Source organism: Candidatus Binatia bacterium (genome assembly GCA_036382395.1).
GTDB lineage: Bacteria > Desulfobacterota > Binatia > HRBIN30 > HRBIN30 > JAGDMS01.
Map to the genome: position 1 here is coordinate 1 of DASVHW010000185.1, position 16311 is coordinate 16311.

At 62.6% G+C, this 16311-nt stretch carries 12 protein-coding genes; 3 read left to right on the plus strand and 9 right to left on the minus strand.

Translation table 11 applies throughout. The features are described from left to right. Together sppA and VF515_08535 are read right to left on the minus strand one after the other, a co-directional pair. Positions 1–1586 (minus strand): signal peptide peptidase SppA (gene sppA / locus VF515_08530; protein HEX7407678.1); only part of this gene is annotated, 1586 nt, incomplete at its 3' end. Positions 1587–1650: 64 nt separating this feature from the next. Next, the gene (locus VF515_08535) at positions 1651–3447 is read right to left on the minus strand and encodes a DUF4838 domain-containing protein (protein ID HEX7407679.1); all 1797 of its coding nucleotides are present in this window, start codon (positions 3445–3447) and stop codon (positions 1651–1653) included. A gap of 105 nt (positions 3448–3552) precedes the next feature. Between VF515_08535 and VF515_08540 the strand changes: the two genes are divergently transcribed. Beyond that, on the plus strand, positions 3553–4479 hold the full coding sequence (locus tag VF515_08540) for an ABC transporter permease (protein HEX7407680.1): 927 nt from the start codon (positions 3553–3555) through the stop codon (positions 4477–4479). An 11-nt stretch (positions 4480–4490) separates the two neighbouring features. On the opposite strand, the gene lspA is transcribed toward VF515_08540, so the two are convergent. Both lspA and ileS read right to left on the minus strand, forming a co-directional pair. Further along, positions 4491–4988: a signal peptidase II gene (gene lspA / locus VF515_08545; protein ID HEX7407681.1), complete on the minus strand. Its 498-nt coding sequence runs from the start codon at positions 4986–4988 to the stop codon at positions 4491–4493. Beyond that, positions 4985–7801: an isoleucine--tRNA ligase gene (ileS, locus tag VF515_08550; GenBank protein ID HEX7407682.1), complete on the minus strand. Its 2817-nt coding sequence runs from the start codon at positions 7799–7801 to the stop codon at positions 4985–4987. The genes lspA and ileS overlap by 4 nt, the downstream gene beginning before the upstream one ends. Positions 7802–7985: 184 nt before the next feature. On the opposite strand from ileS, the gene VF515_08555 reads away from it, so the two are divergent. After that, positions 7986–9476: a wax ester/triacylglycerol synthase family O-acyltransferase gene (locus VF515_08555; GenBank protein ID HEX7407683.1), complete on the plus strand. Its 1491-nt coding sequence runs from the start codon at positions 7986–7988 to the stop codon at positions 9474–9476. An 18-nt stretch (positions 9477–9494) separates the two neighbouring features. On the opposite strand, the gene VF515_08560 is transcribed toward VF515_08555, so the two are convergent. The 5 genes from VF515_08560 to VF515_08580 form a co-directional block, all read right to left on the minus strand. Next, positions 9495–10376 (minus strand): LLM class F420-dependent oxidoreductase, encoded by an 882-nt coding sequence (locus VF515_08560; GenBank protein HEX7407684.1) that lies wholly within the window; start codon positions 10374–10376, stop codon positions 9495–9497. A 121-nt stretch (positions 10377–10497) separates the two neighbouring features. Beyond that, positions 10498–10917, minus strand: coding sequence for a Zn-ribbon domain-containing OB-fold protein (locus VF515_08565; protein ID HEX7407685.1), 420 nt, complete (start codon positions 10915–10917; stop codon positions 10498–10500). 96 nt (positions 10918–11013) lie between these two features. Further along, positions 11014–12171, minus strand: a complete 1158-nt coding sequence (locus VF515_08570; protein HEX7407686.1) for a thiolase family protein — start codon at positions 12169–12171, stop codon at positions 11014–11016. A 58-nt stretch (positions 12172–12229) separates the two neighbouring features. Then, positions 12230–13840, minus strand: coding sequence for a class I adenylate-forming enzyme family protein (locus VF515_08575; protein HEX7407687.1), 1611 nt, complete (start codon positions 13838–13840; stop codon positions 12230–12232). Between the two features lie 194 nt (positions 13841–14034). Then, positions 14035–14853: an enoyl-CoA hydratase-related protein gene (locus VF515_08580; GenBank protein ID HEX7407688.1), complete on the minus strand. Its 819-nt coding sequence runs from the start codon at positions 14851–14853 to the stop codon at positions 14035–14037. A gap of 277 nt (positions 14854–15130) precedes the next feature. On the opposite strand from VF515_08580, the gene VF515_08585 reads away from it, so the two are divergent. Continuing rightward, on the plus strand, positions 15131–16311 hold a 1181-nt coding region (locus VF515_08585; GenBank protein HEX7407689.1), incomplete at its 3' end, for a DUF1302 family protein.

Sequence of the window (16311 nt, forward strand, 5' to 3'; positions counted from 1 at the left end):
AGCAACTCGCCGACACGCTCGATGAACGTTCTGGGCTGCGGGTAAAAGGCGAGTTCCACCTCCTGCGTCGCTTCAATACCCGCGGCTTGCTTGGCCGCTTGAATGGCAGCCGTGAACCCACCAAGTTCATCAACCAGGCCGTTCTCCTTGGCTTGCGCACCCGTCCATACCCGTCCGCGACCGATATCGTTCACACGCTCCGACGTCATGTTGCGCCCGGCCGACACACGACTGACGAACACGTCATAGATGTGGTCCATCTCCGCCACGAGTTTTTGCCGGCTCTCGGCGGTCAAGGGCACAGTCAGATCTTCGAGATCGGCAAACTTGCCCCGGCTGATGGTCTCCGTGTTGATACCGAAGCGCGCCAAGAGACCCCTGATGTTCGGCCGAGCCATCACCACACCGATGGATCCCGTCATGGTCCCCGGCTGGGCGACAATCCGACTGGCGCCAGCCGCGATGTAGTATCCGCCAGAACCGGCAACGTCAGACATGGACACGACTACCGGCTTTTGCTTTCGTGCCTCCTGCGTCGCTCGCCACACCAGATCTGACGCCAGTGCCGAACCCCCAGGGCTGTCGATGCGGAAGATGATCGCCCGCGCATCCGTGTCATCGGTCGCATCCTTGAGCGCCTGACTCACGGTCTCGGATCCCATCGTCTGCCCCTGAACCGTGGTACCGCTCTCACCGGTGGTGACGACACCCACGGCGTAAACAACGGCAATCTTCGGCCCAGTATCGAGCCCCAGAGCCTTCGGATCGACTTGCTCGTAGTCCTTCATCGGAACCAGCGGCGTCTCGGCCCCCCCCAGTTCGTCATGGATGTCTTGCAGAAACTTGGTTCCGTCGCTCAGATGCGCCGCCTCGATGTCCGACGGCGAGACCGGCGCTTGATCAATCAGCGTGGCAACGGTCGCGGGTTCCAGCCCGCGGCTACGGGCGAGGGCGGAGATGAACTGTTCATTGATGCTGTCGAGGAGCGAGTTCGCCATCTCACGGTGCGCCGGGGTCATTTCCTTGTTGGCAATCATGTCGCCCATGGTCTTGTACTCGGCGATCTTCTCGACATCCATCTGGATATCGAGCTTGTCCCACACGCCGCCAAGAAAATAGAACTGCGCCACCAAACCCGTTAGTGGCGCGGTCACGTCTGGCGAGAGGTAAACGCGGTCTGCAGCGCTGGCGAGGTAGTATTCTTTATTCCTGCCACTGACTTCCTGCTCCAGCAACGCCAGCAGCGGCTTGCCGGATTTCTTGAAATCGAGCAACGCATCGCGGACGTCCTGCGCCTTCGCCCAGCCGATTTCCACTGTACTGATCCTGACGATCACGCCCTTGATGCGCTTGTCCACCTGCGCCTCGCGGATCATTGTCAGCAGATCGATCAGGGTGCGCCCACGCCGGCGCAACAAGCGCCCGAGGATGTCCTGGGGAGGTGCTTCCACGTAGCTGCCGCTCACCTCGAGGACAAGATAGCTGCCATTGGGAACCGCCGGACCACGCAGCGCGCGACGCGCGATGATCACTGCACCAGCGACGAGCACGAGAAGGATAAGGATGTAACGGGTCCGTCTGCGCATGGCCAGCCTCCTCAAGACAGAGATGCCAGAGCACGGGTCTCGTGTATTCTGGCCCTACGCTTCTTCACGTCGTCACGGCTGCGACGTTGTAGAAGCTGTGGATGATGGGCAGATCGACGCTGCCCCACACACCCTTCCAGCGGGAGTCAACTCCTTCGACAACCTGCAATGCTTGCGCGTACTGAGGCTCAGCGTGCGGAGGATGGCCGGCGAGCGTCTGCCGCAGCTCCTGTTGAACGCCTTCAATAACCATTTGCGTGTAGCGGACTAGCGGCCCCTGCGCCGCAAGCGCGGAATCGCCGAATGCCTCGAGCTTTCGAACCACTTCCCCCAGCCGTGGCAACGCCGATTCCAGCCTCTCCAGCAGGCGCGCCGCCGCCGGGGCGGAACGAGGCGGGCGGCGGATGTCGCCGTACGTCACCACGCGCCGGACGATCGCTTCCAACTCGGCGAATACCGCGCGGGCGACAGCAGCTTCGGCACCAAACCGAGCCCAGTAGCCATCCACAGCCGTTTCCGGCACCTCCCCCGCCAGCGCTGCGGCAAAGGTCACGAAATTGAGTGGGTAGGCCCAACGACTGAAGGCGCCGAACTGCAGCATGGTGATTTCAGGCACGCCCAGCCGCTTGTAGTAGTCCATATCTGCGGCGATCACGCCCCCCAGCGGCACGGCGCAGCCGCCGAACAGAATCGCGTCGCCGTAGTACTCGAACAACCGCACATGGCCGTCGAAGAGTTCGACGTAACGTTCCAGTGCGGCCGCATAACCGCGGTTCGTCCTGCAATCGGGATCGTTGAGGGCGTGGCCGTAGCACCGTTCTCGGGGGGCAAACTCAACGGTGACGTTAGGTTCGGGACGCACGGTGATCTCGGGCTCGATAGTGTCGTGGTACGCCAAATAGCACACCGGGCGTGCCACTCCGGCGTCAACCAGGGCGCGCGCAACGGCGTTGCAGACGCGCACCCCCTGATCCTGCACACTGGTCGCCGCACAGCCGGCGCAGCCGCACCATCCACCCTGCCACAGATCGGCGCCCCAAATGTGCACAGCGCGCATCTCCGGATGCTCGCGCACATATTGCACCGCGTTCGTACTCGCTGTGACCAGCGCGCCCGCACTGCTCGTGCAGAGGTTTCCATTATCCGTCCGCACCCCGTCGGATGATTGCGGGAAGTACTCAGGGTGATCGCGATACACCTCGCGCGGCAGCAGCAGCGGAATGACATGCCCGCCGTACTCGACGTCGATGCCGCGGCGCTGGAAATCGGGCAGGAGCTCTGGGATCGTCAGCTGGGTATCGAACGGATGACGAATGAAGAAAAAGGTATTGGCGCCACTCTTCGCCATCCAATCGACCAAGGCGCGATCTTCTTTGAGATGCTCACTGAGGTGTTCGGGCTGCGTGTAGTGCCACGTCATGATATCGGAGCAGTAACCGCGCACGGAAAACGTCGGAGTGTAACGCGTGGGACCGATCTCAACCGCGGGCACCGAGAGCCGCGGCACGTGTTCGTGCGCCGCGTCCAGCGACCACCGGCACCCGAATTGTTCTAGAAGCGCGTAAGCTGCCCGCAGGAGGGCGCCCGGCGAACCCGCCGCCAGCGTAATGCTCGTTGCCTCAGGCTGGATGACGAAACCGTCACCCACTTCCACCGACACCGGAACCGGAGCCGCCTGTTGTCCAAGGACGAGCGTATCCCGGCCACGCAAGGACGCAGCGGGCAAGATCGGAACCGTCGCTCCGGTCATGGTGTGTAAATAGCGCTGCAACTCTTGGGCAGCGAAGGCGACGGGAGGCCCGGCCTCTTCGGCCACTTGGATGGTGGCGTCCCGTAGCCCGGAAATACTGAAGCGTGACATCAGGCACTGTCTACCCCAGGCGTACCGGGTGTGCCAAGGGGGTGAGGGTGTCGCTTGCGGTCACCTCCGGCCTCACCTAATCTCCACCAGTCGGAACTGCGAACGATGTCCGCTCTCGCCACCAGTCTGTTGCAGTCTACTGTGACCATGGCCGTACCGTTGCTGTTGGCCGCCCTCGGAGAGCTGCTCGCGGAGCGCGCCGGCGTCATCAACATCGGGCTTGAAGGCATGCTGCTCACGGGGGCCTTTGCTGCCATGACGGCCACCTATTTCAGTGCCATGCCGCTGCTCGGCTTGGTGGCGGCCTGGTTCGGCGGTCTGCTCCTGGCTCTGCTGTTCGCCTACGTCGTAGTCGTCCACAGCGCCAACCAGATCGTCGTGGGTACTGCGCTCAACTTGCTGGCACTAGGCATCACCGGCGTAGCCTACCGGGCCATCTTTGGAATAACCGGAGCGGCACTGACAGTGACCGGATTCTCCCCGATCGCCCTCCCCTTCTTGTCGTCGATCCCCGTCCTGGGTCCATCGTTCTTCTCACAAACCGCCCTGGGCTATCTCGCCTTTACGCTGGTGCCACTCATATCGTTCGGCCTGTATCAGACGATCCCTGGCTTGAAGCTGCGCATGGTTGGTGAGAATCCGTGCGCCGCCGCGGCCCAAGGGCTCTCGGTGCGACTCACGCAACTCCTGGCACTGTCGGGATGCGGCCTCTTGGCGGGAACGGCTGGGGCCTACCTGGCCATCGCCTATTCCCACACGTTCGTCGAAGGCATGTCGGCCGGGCGCGGCTTCATTGCGTTGGCCATCGTCATCTTCGGCCGCTGGTCAGCATGGGGAATTGGGGGTGCCGCGCTCCTGTTCGGTTTGGCAACGGCCTTACAGTTTCATGTGCAAGCGTTGGGCTTGCCCATCCCGTACCAGTTTCCGCTGATGCTGCCCTACCTGCTCACGCTGCTCGTCCTGGCCGGCTACGCTGGCAAAACCAAGGCGCCGGCAGCCTTGGGAGTGCCGATCGAGGGCGAACTTCGCTAATGCCGGACAGCTCACGCCTGGTTGCTGACGTGTGTCTCGTCGTGCACGAAGAGCGAATAGAACAACAGGATCAGCATGCCGATCGTGATCCCGGAATCGGCAACGTTGAAGGCAGGCCAGTAGTAACCGCGCCAGTGGAAGTCGAGGAAATCGGTCACCTCGCCCGACACCATCCGATCAACCAGATTTCCCAGCGCCCCGCCGAGGATGGCGCCGAGCGCCAAGAGCACCCACCGCTGACCGGGCTGGACCCGGCGCACGAACGTCAGCAGCAGCGCAACGGCGAGGCACGACACCGCCAGGAAAAACGGAAGGCGCCAGGCATGCGTGCCGTGGTTCAATAGCCCAAAGGCCCCGCCGGCGTTCCGCACGTGTGTGATATGGAACACCGAGTCGATCACGCTCACCGATTCATACAGACTGAAGCGCTGGCGGATGTACCATTTGGTGATCTGGTCAATGACGAGCACGACGGTGGCAACGCTCAAAACCAGTGAGTACTTTCTCATGCGCCTGCCGCCTTGATGATGGTCACGCAACGTTCGCACAACCCTGGGTGTACGCCGTCACGGCCTACGGCTTCGCTGTAGTTCCAGCAACGCTCGCACTTCGCACCGCGCGCGCGTTCCACCTGGACCCTGAGGTCCGCAAGCAGCGGGCTGACCGCGCCCTCTGCCAAGTCCTCGGCCAGCTGCACCTGGGAGACGATGAACAGTGCCGGCAAGTCACGCGTCTCCTGCTCCAACAGGCGTCGTAAACCGTTCTTCGCGCCCAGCCGCACCCGTGCGTCCAGCGAATGCCCGATCAGCCCGGACTGGCGCGCCTCTTCCAACGCCTTGGTCACGGCTGTCCGCACCGCCAGCAGCTGTTCCCATTTCGACGCGAGTTGCCCGTCCTGTCGAGACGGCTCAGGGAGTCCGGCCAGCAGCACACTCGGCGGCCGCACACCGGACGGCAAATGCGCCCAGATTTCGTCGGCCGTGAAGGTCAGAATGGGCGCCATCAACCGCGTCATCGCGTCCAGGATCTCCCACAAGGCGGTTTGGGCCGAACGGCGGCCCGATGCGGTGGCGGCGGAGCAATACAGGCGGTCCTTGACGATGTCCAAATAAAGCGCGCTCAAATCCACCGCGCAGAAGTTGATCAGCTGCTGGACCACGAGATGGAAGCTGAAGGCGTCGTACGCCTTGCGCGCCCGGGTGATCAGCTCGGCGGTGCGATGGAGGATCCAGCGATCCAGCTCGTGCAACTCGGCATCCGGCAAGCGGTCGCGTTGCGGATCGAAATCGTAGAGATTTCCGAGCAGGAAGCGGCAGGTGTTGCGAATCTTGCGGTACGCCTCCAGCACCGGCGGCAGGAGATTTTTCGAAAACGACGTGTCGGCGGTGTAGTCGACCGAGGCAAACAACAGCCGCAGGATTTCGGCGCCGTGCGCCTTGATGACCTCGTCCGGCCCGACGACGTTGCCCAGCGACTTCGACATCTTCTTGGCGGCTTCGTCGAGGATGAGCCCATGCGTCAGTACGGCGTGGTACGGCGCCTTACCCCGAACCGCCACCGACGTAATGAGCGACACCTGAAACCAGCCACGGTGCTGGTCCACCGCTTCGACATAGAGATCCGCCGGCCAGGCAAGGTCGGGACGCTGACGCAGGACCGCTTCGTGCGAGCAACCGGCGTCGAACCAGACGTCGAGGATGTTGTTGTCGGTTTCGAAATCGTCGCTGCCGCAAGCGCAGCGGAAGCCGGGAGGCAAGAGTTCCTGACTCGAGAGCTCGTACCACGCATCTGACCCGCGCTCGGCAAAGATGTCCTCCACGTGCCGGATCACCTCCGGCGCAAACGCGAAGGTGTGGCACCCGCGGCAGCGAAATGCGGGGATGGGAACGCCCCAGGCACGCTGGCGCGACAAGCACCAATCCGGGCGTGTCTCCATCATGTGATGGATGCGGTCTCGACCCCACGCCGGCACCCAAGTGACGCGATTGATTTCGTCGAGCGCCTTCGACCGCAGCTCGGCATGATCGACGCGCAGGAACCATTGCTCGGTGGCGCGGAAAATCAGCGGGCTCTTGCAGCGCCAGCAGTGAGGGTAGGAGTGCTGCAGGCGTTCGACTTGCACCAAGGCACCGCGCGCGCGCAGCTCCTCGACGATGGCATCGTTGGACTCGAACACCCCGTGGCCGGCATAGGCACCGGCTTCGTCGGTGAAGCGGCCAGCGGCGTCGACCGGGGTCAGCACCGGCAGGCCGTATTTCTGTCCCACCGCAAAATCTTCGTACCCATGCCCTGGGGCCGTGTGTACACAGCCCGTCCCTACATCAGCCGTAACGTGCGCCTCGAAAACGAGCCGCGCCGGACGGTCAATGAACGGGTGGCGGAACACGTCGCGTCCGTCCAACCGCGCCAGGTTCACAGGAATGCGCCGGCCGCTGTCTTGGCGCCCAATCGCAGTCAGGAACGCATCCGCCAAGCGCGCCGCCACGATGGAGTACGCGTCATCCAATTGCACCGCAACGTACTCGAGATGGGGGTTCAGGCACACCGCCAGGTTTGCCGGCAGCGTCCATGGCGTCGTCGTCCAGATGATCGCCGCCAACTGGCCGTGATGGCGAGCCAGCTCCGAGGCATCATCGGGCCGGACGGCAATCGCTGCGGCGTCCTCGGCTGAACCGGAAAAAGGAAAGCGCACGTAAATCGACGGTGAGGTGTGGTCCGCGTACTCGACCTCGGCTTCTGCCAAGGCCGTACCGCACACCGGGCACCAATGTACCGGACGCAGGCCACGATAGATGAACCCTCCCTCGACCAGTTCGCGGAACACCTTGATGATCGCCGCTTCGTAGGTTGGCGCCATGGTGAGGTAGGGGTGATCCCAATCGCCAAGCACGCCGAGGCGGCGGAACTCCTCGCGCTGAATACCGAAGTACTTGTCCGCGTAGGCCCGGCAGCGTCGCCGGATCTCGAGTTGGCTCAACTGGCGCGCCTTGGCCCCAAGTTCCTTGGTCACCTGGTGCTCGATCGGCATGCCATGGCAATCCCAGCCCGGCACGTAGGGGGCCTGGAAACCCGCCATCGCTTTGGATTTTACGACGATGTCTTTGATGATCTTGTTCAGCGCCGTGCCGAGATGGACGTGACCGTTGGCGTATGGCGGCCCATCGTGCAGGACGTACTTGGGCCTTCCGGCGTTGGCCTGCAGGAGCTGCTGGTACAGGCCGATCTCATTCCAGCGGGCCAAAATCGACGGCTCACGCACCGGCAGGTTGGCCCGCATGGGGAAATCCGTCTTTGGAAGGTTAAGCGTGTCCTTATAGTCCATCGCACCCCGGCAAGCTTCTTGGACCCGATCTCATAGCAGCAGGGATGTGTCCGTTCAAATTGACATCCTTCGTGTCAGCGCGTCGCACCAGGCCGTCACCATGAGGCCAAAATGCTCCTTTGTGCTTGATCAACGCCGGATCTACCTGTTTAATCGAGTCGTTTCGACATTCGGAGGGCAGGTAGTGGCACACTATGAGCGTTTGAGCGCATTAGACGCGTCGTTTCTGGGTCTTGAGGACGAGAGCTGCCACATGCACGTCGGGGGCGTCATGATCTTCGACGCCGGGCCGTTGCGCAGGAGTACCGGCGGCATCGACATCGATCGCATCCGCCGCGCCATCCATGCGCGACTGCATCTGGTGCCCCGCTTTCGCCAGCGCCTTGCGTATATCCCTTTCGAGCGCCTCCCCATCTGGGTGGACGACGATCGCTTTCGTCTGTCGTACCACGTACGCCACAGCGCCCTACCCCATCCTGGGGACGAGCGCGTCCTGAAGCGTCTGGTGGCCCGCGTCATGTCGCAGCCCCTGGACCGAAAGCGGCCGCTGTGGGAAATCTGGGTGGTCGAGGGTCTCCAAGGAGACCGTTTCGCCCTCGTCACCAAGAGCCACCACTGCATGATCGACGGTATCTCGGCTGCCGACATCATGTCAGTGATCCTGGAATCAGTCCCGACTACGGAGATTGAGCCACCGCAGCCTTGGAAGCCGCAACCTCGCCCGAGTGAGGCGCGCCTGATCTTTGATGAGGTGCGGCGTCGTGCGACCCAGCCCATGGAGGCGTGGCATGCGGTGCGCAACGCGATCCGCCATCCTGAGGAGACGCTGCGGAGCGTGGGTGATTCCGCCGCCGGAGTCCTCGAGGCGTTGGCTCCTGCCCTCAATCCGGTGTCCAAGACCCCGATCAACGTCAAAGTCGGACCGCATCGGCGTTTCGATTGGACCGACATGCAGGTCGCCGACTTGAAAGCGGTGAAAAACGTGTTGGGCGGGACGTTGAACGACGTTGTGCTAGCGACCGTCAGCGGAGCATTAAGGGCCTTTTTCAGGCAGCGAGGGCTCGATCCGGACGAACTGGAAATCCGCGCCTTGGTTCCGGTGAGCGTACGCACCCAGGACGAGCGTGGGCGCCTGGGCAATCGGGTTACGGAATTGACCGTGCCGCTTCCGGTGAACTTAGCGGATCCGGTCGCGCGTCTGCGAGCCGTACGGGCAACGACCGCTGACTTGAAGGAGTCACGGCAAGCACTTGGCGCTCAGGTCCTGACGGCGATCAGTGATTGGACAGTGCAGAATCTGCTGGTCCAAGCGGTACGTCTGGCCTCGCGCACGCGGCCCTACAACCTGATTGTAACGAACGTCCCCGGCCCGCAGATCCCACTCTATTTGAACGGGACCCTCATGCAGACGGCCTACCCAGTGGTGCCGCTCTTCGAGAACCTCGGAATCGTCGTGGGGCTCTTCAGTTACAATGGCGGGCTCTATTGGGGCATCAACGGCGACTGGGAGCAGATTCCGGACCTCCACGATTTCGTACTGGCCATCGAGTCGTCGTTCCAGGAGTTGCAGGAGGCGGCCCGTGTGGCTAGCCACCGGGCGGCCTCCGCTTCAGCACGCAAGCGCCCGCGCCGGGCGAAGCTCGCGGTTCACGCCCGGCCGGTTCAAGCGGGATAGAACGGTACGATCCAAGACCTATCGGAGCAGTGCCGGTGCCAGCTCGCGCCACTGCCGCAGCGGCAGCGCACGCGGGTCGGGGTCGAGCACCTGCACGCACACGTGATCGGCGCCGGCGTCGTGATGGGCACGCACGCGTTTTACGATGGCGTCGATATTGCCCCACGCCACGATGGCATCCACCAAGCGGTCGCTACCGCCGTTGGCCACGTCGTCGTCGGTAAAGCCGAGGCGCTTGAGGTTGTTCACATAGTTCGGGAGCCCGAGATAGGTCGCCATGTGCACGCGGGCGATGTCGCGGGCTTTGCCGGCATCGCTTTCCAACACCACCGCCTGCTCGGGGGCGAGCCACGGCCCTTTGCCCATGATCTGGCGCGCCTGAACGGTGTGCTCCGGCGGGACGAAATATGGATGTGCGCCTGCCGCACGCTCGGCGGCGAGCTTCAGCATCTTCGGCGCGAGCGCCCCGATGACACGCACGGGCTCAGCGGTCGGGGGCACGGCCAGAAACGGGGCGGCATCCATGGCGTCGAGGTACGTCCGCATTGCGCTCAGGGGCTTCTCGTAACGGTGACCGCGCACCCCTTCCACGAGCGGCGCGTGGCTCACCCCCATACCTAACAAAAAGCGGTCTGGATACGCTTCGGTGAGTGTCTTTTGTGCCGCAGCCATGGTCATGGCATCGCGCCCAAAGATGTTGGCGATGCCGGTTGCAACAACAACGCGGTGCGTAGCCGCAAGCAGCAGTCCGGCGTGAGTAAACGCTTCACGCCCCATGGCCTCAGGAATCCACAGCGCCTTGTAACCCAGCGCTTCGACCTCCGCCGCCGCCTCTTGGGCGCGGGCCGCAGGCTGCAGCTCCAGCGTAAAACACCAAATCCCTACCCTTCCGATGTCCATCGCGTCACCCCTCACTTGATGCCGGACTTGATGCCGGAACGTTCAGGTCTTGTCCGTGACGCCGGAGTCTACCCCAGATTTTCGCCGAAACAAGCGAGCTGGCTCGAAACCTCAAACCCACTTATCTAACCGCCCGCACGGGGCGGAACTTCGGCAATGCCACCTCGTCATTGATTTTCTCGAAGATCACCTCCACCGGCATGCCGATACGAATCTGGTCGTTCGGGCAGTCGAGGATGTTCGTGTGTAAGCGCGGGCCCTCCTCCAGCTCCACGATCGCTACGTTGTAGGGAGTATCCGCGTTGAAGGCGGGATGCTGCGACTGGTGCACGACGATCCAGCTGAACACGGTTCCACGGCCGCTGAGGCGGGCCCACTCCGCTTTTTCCGATAGGCAGTGGGCGCACAGCAGCGCCGGCGGAAAACGGACGTGCCCGCAATCGTGGCACTGCTGCATACGCAGCTCGCCTCTGTGCGCGGCCTCCCAATACGGGGCACTATCTTCGGACGGACGCGGAAGGGGTTTGTCGATAGCAAACATGATCTAACTCCGAGGTATCACTCCAGGCCGCGAGGGCTCAAGGATTCGAGAGAAAGGGGCACGACGCAACCCTCGCCCCCCCGAACCCTCCTTTTTTCATCTCCCCAGTACCAGCGCGCTGTAACTCACGGTGGGCGGCGCTTCGTGAGGTGCGCCGCCGTAACCGGTAACCAGGCACAGCTCGGCATCCTTCACCTGGCGCGCCCCACAGTCACCGCGGAGCTGGCGCACGGCTTCCCGGATATGACCAAAGCCGGAGAGATGGCCTTCGGAGAGCAGGCCACCAGCGGTATTCGACGGCAGCGAGCCACGCAGGCTCAGGCTGCCGGCCGCAATGAACTCCCCCACTGCTTCCGGCTGACAGAACCCGTAGGCCACCACATCGTGCATGACGCGCGGCGTGAACGCATCGTAGAACTGCGCCACATCGATATCTGCGGGCGTCACCCCGGCCATGCTGAACGCCATCGTTCCAGCCTTCTTGCCGCCCCAGTGTCCGCCGCGGCCGCCCGCCGGGTGGATGATCTCCGATGAATGCGACTGGCCCGCCCCCAGAATGCGCGCCGGACGCTTCGGTAGATCGCGGGCGCGTTCCATCGAGGTGACAATGCAGGCGCCACCGCCGTCGGTGCTCGGGCAGCAATCAAACAGACGCAGGGGTTCGGCAACCCAGCGCGAGTTCAGGTAGTCGTCGAGGGTCATCGGCTTGCGCATCTGGGCATCGGGGTTCAGCAACGCGTGCTCGCGCCAGGTGACCGCGACGCGGCCATAGTGCTCGTCCTTGTAACCGTACTCGTGCTGCTGGCGGCGTTTGATGTGGGCCATCAGCGTGATGGCGCCAACGTCACCATACGGGACCTGAAACTCCGATCCGAAGAGCTGTAGCGCCACCCCCTGGGGCCAGTTTTGCGTGGCGAAACAGCACAGGACGCTATGACAAAAGCCCGCCTCGATCGCCGCCGCGGCGGTCTGCACCGCCCCGCATGCAGTGGCGCCGCCGAGATCCATCGTTGCGGAGAACGTGGGCTCGATGCCGAGGTACGCGGCCACGCGCGCCGCCCACCCGTGCTGCTCTCCCATAATGGCCGGCATCATCACCAGCACGCCATCGACCTCGTCACGCGCCACACCGGCATCCTCCACCGCGCGCTTGCTGGCTTCGAGCGTAAAGCCCATGGTGCTCACGCCTTGCAGCTTGCCGAAGCGCGAGACGCCGACGCCGACGATGGCGCACTTGTCACTGATGGTTCCCATCCGTCTCCTCGAAAAAGCCGTTCAGCGGTCAGCTATCAGCGCTCAGCCAGAAGCGGTTTCATTTGATTTTGCCTTGCTGACTGCTGATCGCTTTCTCCAGCTCCGCCAACACCTGCTCGCGCACTTCGCGCCGTTTGGCCTTCATGGCGAAATTCTGCGCAATGGCCTCAAGGAAGATGATTCGGCGCGGGGCCTTAAAGGGTGCGATGTGTTGTCTCGCCCACGCGAGCAGCGCCTCCTCGTTGACCTGCACCCCAGGCTCGCGCACCACCGCGGCTACCGGCACTTCGCCCTTCACTCCATGTGGAACGCCGACCACGACGACCTGTGCAATGGCGGGATGCTCGGCCAGCTTGCGTTCAACCTCTGCCGGGAACACCGAGTAGCCACCGACCTTGATCATCTCCTTCTCGCGCGCCTGGATGTACAGCAGGCCGCGCCGCCCTTGGCGCACCAGATCCCCCGTGCGGAACCAGCCGTTCTGCAACACCTGCGCCGTTGCCTCGGGGTTGTGCCAGTAGCCCGACATCAAACCCGGCGTCTTCACGACAAGCTCACCCACATCCCCTTTCCGCACCGGCAGGCCGTCGGCATCGACAATCTTGTACTGGGCGCCGCGTACGATCCGTCCCACCGTACCGTCGCCGGCCGGCGGACCCATTGCCGTGGCCAGTTGGCCAGCCGTCTCCGCCAGACCATACCCACGCACGAAACGGGGACGCCTGGTCAGACCAAACAGCTTCCGCTTCGCCGCCAAGTCGCGGAAGGTATTGATCAGTTCGTCTGGAAACGCGTCGGCACCGCCGCCCCACAGTTCGATCGAGCGGAGGTCGTATTCCCTCGCCCCCGCTTGCAGCAGCATACGATACATCGCGGGGATACCGGAGAACATGGTGACCTTCAGATCCTGTATCAACTCCAGCACTTGCCGTGGATCAAATTTCCCCAGCAACAGCATGGGAATCCCCATCACCAGCTGCAGCAGCAGAGCCTGATGCCCGGACGTATGCGCCAGCGGCATGACCAGCAAGCTGAGGTTGTGGCGCGAGGTCGGCAGGAAGGCGAAAAGCCGAGCGTACTTCCGCACCGCGAACATGAGGGCGGAATCGCTCAGCATCGCTCCTTTCGGGAAACCCGTCGTGCCAGCGGTGTAGAAAATGATCGCCAGATCGGACGGATCGAGTGGCAACGCGGGAAACGTGTCCGGTTGATCCGCGATCAAATCGCTGAGGCGGATGACACCAGGCGGGACCGCGCGTCCGGTCATCACGATCCACTGTTTGACGTTGGGAAGTTGAGCCGCACCACCGATGACGCCTTCAAATACGGAACGGTCAGTGACGAAGCTGTGAAAGCCGCAGTCATCAGCGAGATGCCGGATCTCATCGAGACGCAGCATGATGTTCAGCGGCACGGGCACGGCCCCGAGTCTTTGCGCCGCAAACTCGGCAAACGCCGCCTCGATGCGGTTGCCGGTCATCAACCCGACACGATCGCCTTTGCTCACGCCGGCTTGGCGCAGTCCATGGGCGATACGGGACACGAAACCGGCGAAGTCGTGAAAGGTGATACAATCCCCGCGAAAGAACGGGTAGTTCAATGGTTGATCGAGAAACAAGGCGGGACGGTGGCCGTACAGCTCCGCTAGCCGATCCGGCAACGTCGCCATGCTGAGCTGGTCAACTTGGCGAAAGAGAGCGCGCCATTTGTCACGAAAGGGCGGAACGGGCCAGTTCTTCTGGCGGAGGCGCGATGAAGCAGGGTTCGAGGGTTCCAGGGTTCCGGAGTTCGAGCCCTTCGAAGCTTCTTCAGCCCTCATACCCTTGAACCCTCGAACCCTTGCACCCTTGACCCCTGTTTATCCTACCGCCCTTTCCACACGGGCGCGCGCTTTTCGTTGAAGGCCTGGATACCCTCTATCGCATCCTGGGTGGAGAACACTTCAGCGGCGTAGACCATCTCCTGGTCCAGGGCCTCCTTGAGCGGCAACCCGAGCCCCCGCACCGCCGCCTCCTTCACCTTGCGCACGGCGACCGGCCCGTTCTTGCAGATCGCCTCCGCGTAGCGAATTGCGGTCGGCATGAGGTCCTTGAGCGGTACAACCTCGTTGACGATGCCATAGTGATACGCCTTCTGCGCACTGATGGCCTCTGCAGTCAGCAAGATCTCCATGGCCCATGCGAACGGCACTTGGCGGGGCAGCTTAGTGGGAGATCCGCCGCCGGGAAACAGCCCGCGGCGTGCCTCCGCTATCGCAAATGTTGCGTCTTCGGCAGCAATGCGAATATCGGTCCCCTGCAGCATTTCCATCCCGCCGGCCACGCAGGCGCCATTGACCGCGGCAATGATCGGCTTGTAAATCTCGACTTCGCGTAGCAACGCCACCAGCGAGGCGTTGACGGGGATATCCTGCCCCAGCGTTTGGGCGCCGCCCGACGCCGACAGCTCCGTGATATTTTCCGTCACGGTCTTGATGAACTCCTTCAGATCCCCGCCGGAGCAGAAGGCCTTGTCTCCCGCGCCGGTGATGATAGCGACCCACAGGTCGGGATCGTCACGGAAATCGAGCCATGCCTTTGCCAGCAAGCCGAAGGCTTCGAAATTGAGCGCATTGCGCCGTTCCGGCCGATTGATGGTGATGCAGGCGATTCGACCCCTCTTTTCGTAAAGAATTACTGGCATACCACCCCTCTCGACGCCGACGGGTAGGACTTCTAATGGACCGTTTCAATCATTTGATTGAATGCAGAATCGATGTTGCCAAGTCAAGGCGGCGGAATGCCGCCATTCTGGACCTCGCGCGCCGCCGGATTCTGCAACAACCTCAGGGACAAAATTCGCTTGACTCTTACGCATCATGCGGTTTAAAAACGCCTGCGGCGGACAGCCGCTCGCAGCCACGAGTGCAGGGATCGATATGGCGCAACGCGGTCGAACGGAAAAGGGGGAAAGCATGAGGATGAAGAGTTTTCGTGCAGGGTGGTGGGTGCTCGCGCTACTCGTCGCGTTGGGAAACGCACACCCTGCGGCGGCGATTTACCTGGACGAGCAGCAAAACATCAGCCTGCGGGCGCGCGTCTACAGCCAGGCAGCGATACGCACCGAGGACTCATCCGGTCAAACGACACCGGAAGTCAGGGCCGGCCAGCTCATCCAGCAGCGGAATTTCTTCAATCCGGAGCTGGACGCCAAACTTGCCTCGTACACCACCTGGATGAAAGACATGCAGGGGTTCCTTCCCGTGATCGCACCCGACTCCTTCGACTTCCGTCTCGCCGGTTGGGGTTTCTACGACGGCATTTACGACTACGGCACGCAGCAGTTCGATCACCAACGAAAGCAGGTCCTGACCCGATTCAGCCAGGCAACATCGCTCAACGACGTTGTCCACGGTACCGATGACGTGCTGGACCCCAGAGACGTCTTCGCCCACCAGCAGCGGGTGAACGAGTTGTATCTCAGCTACACCAAAGGGCCGCTGTTTATCCGTGTTGGCAGGCAGGCGATTTCTTGGGGAGAATCGGACACCATCGGCATCCTCGACCAGAACAACCCGTTTGATCTGACGCTGGGAGTACCAGGCGTGTTTGAAGACCTCGACGAGGCTCGTATTCCGCTGTGGACCTTACGCACGAGCTACGCCCTGTTTGATACGCTCGGTCCGCTCTCGAGCGGTTTCGTCGAAGGCTACTGGGTACCTGGCGATATCGACAATACGACCGCTATCGTGCCGATGGCCACGGTGAGCCCGTACTCCCCGCCCGTCCCAGATCCGGGCACCAACCAGCAACTAGCTTTTTTGAACGTTGGCCCTCCTCTACATCGCTTACGCTTCGTCGATCACATCCCTACTCACAGTATGGCTAACAGCCGCTGGGGTGTCCGCGCACAGACCGTTGTCGCCCGGGACTACACCGTCAGCGCCTGGATTTACACGACGTTTCCAAACCAGCCAATGCCTCGTCTCGTCGGCAAGGCGTACGCTGGCCCTGGCCCCGCAAACCCGCTTTTCATCGTCGAGATGGTTCACAAACTGGTGCCGGTGGTCGGCGTGAGCAACACGTTCTTCTTCGAACCCCTCAACGGCATCGTCCGGATGGAAGCCGAGTATTTCAATCGTGAACCGGCATTCATCCCGGA

Excerpts from the sequence above, each read along its gene's own strand:
- VF515_08575 (HEX7407687.1), bottom strand. The coding sequence starts at position 13,840 with ATGGCGACGTTGCCGGATCGGCTAGCGGAGCTGTACGGCCACCGTCCC.
- VF515_08570 (HEX7407686.1), bottom strand. The coding sequence starts at position 12,171 with ATGGGAACCATCAGTGACAAGTGCGCCATCGTCGGCGTCGGCGTCTCG.
- VF515_08565 (HEX7407685.1), bottom strand. The coding sequence starts at position 10,917 with ATGTTTGCTATCGACAAACCCCTTCCGCGTCCGTCCGAAGATAGTGCC.
- ileS (HEX7407682.1), bottom strand. The coding sequence starts at position 7,801 with ATGGACTATAAGGACACGCTTAACCTTCCAAAGACGGATTTCCCCATG.
- VF515_08580 (HEX7407688.1), bottom strand. The coding sequence starts at position 14,853 with ATGCCAGTAATTCTTTACGAAAAGAGGGGTCGAATCGCCTGCATCACC.
- VF515_08540 (HEX7407680.1), top strand. The coding sequence starts at position 3,553 with ATGTCCGCTCTCGCCACCAGTCTGTTGCAGTCTACTGTGACCATGGCC.
- VF515_08560 (HEX7407684.1), bottom strand. The coding sequence starts at position 10,376 with ATGGACATCGGAAGGGTAGGGATTTGGTGTTTTACGCTGGAGCTGCAG.
- lspA (HEX7407681.1), bottom strand. The coding sequence starts at position 4,988 with ATGAGAAAGTACTCACTGGTTTTGAGCGTTGCCACCGTCGTGCTCGTC.
- VF515_08535 (HEX7407679.1), bottom strand. The coding sequence starts at position 3,447 with ATGTCACGCTTCAGTATTTCCGGGCTACGGGACGCCACCATCCAAGTG.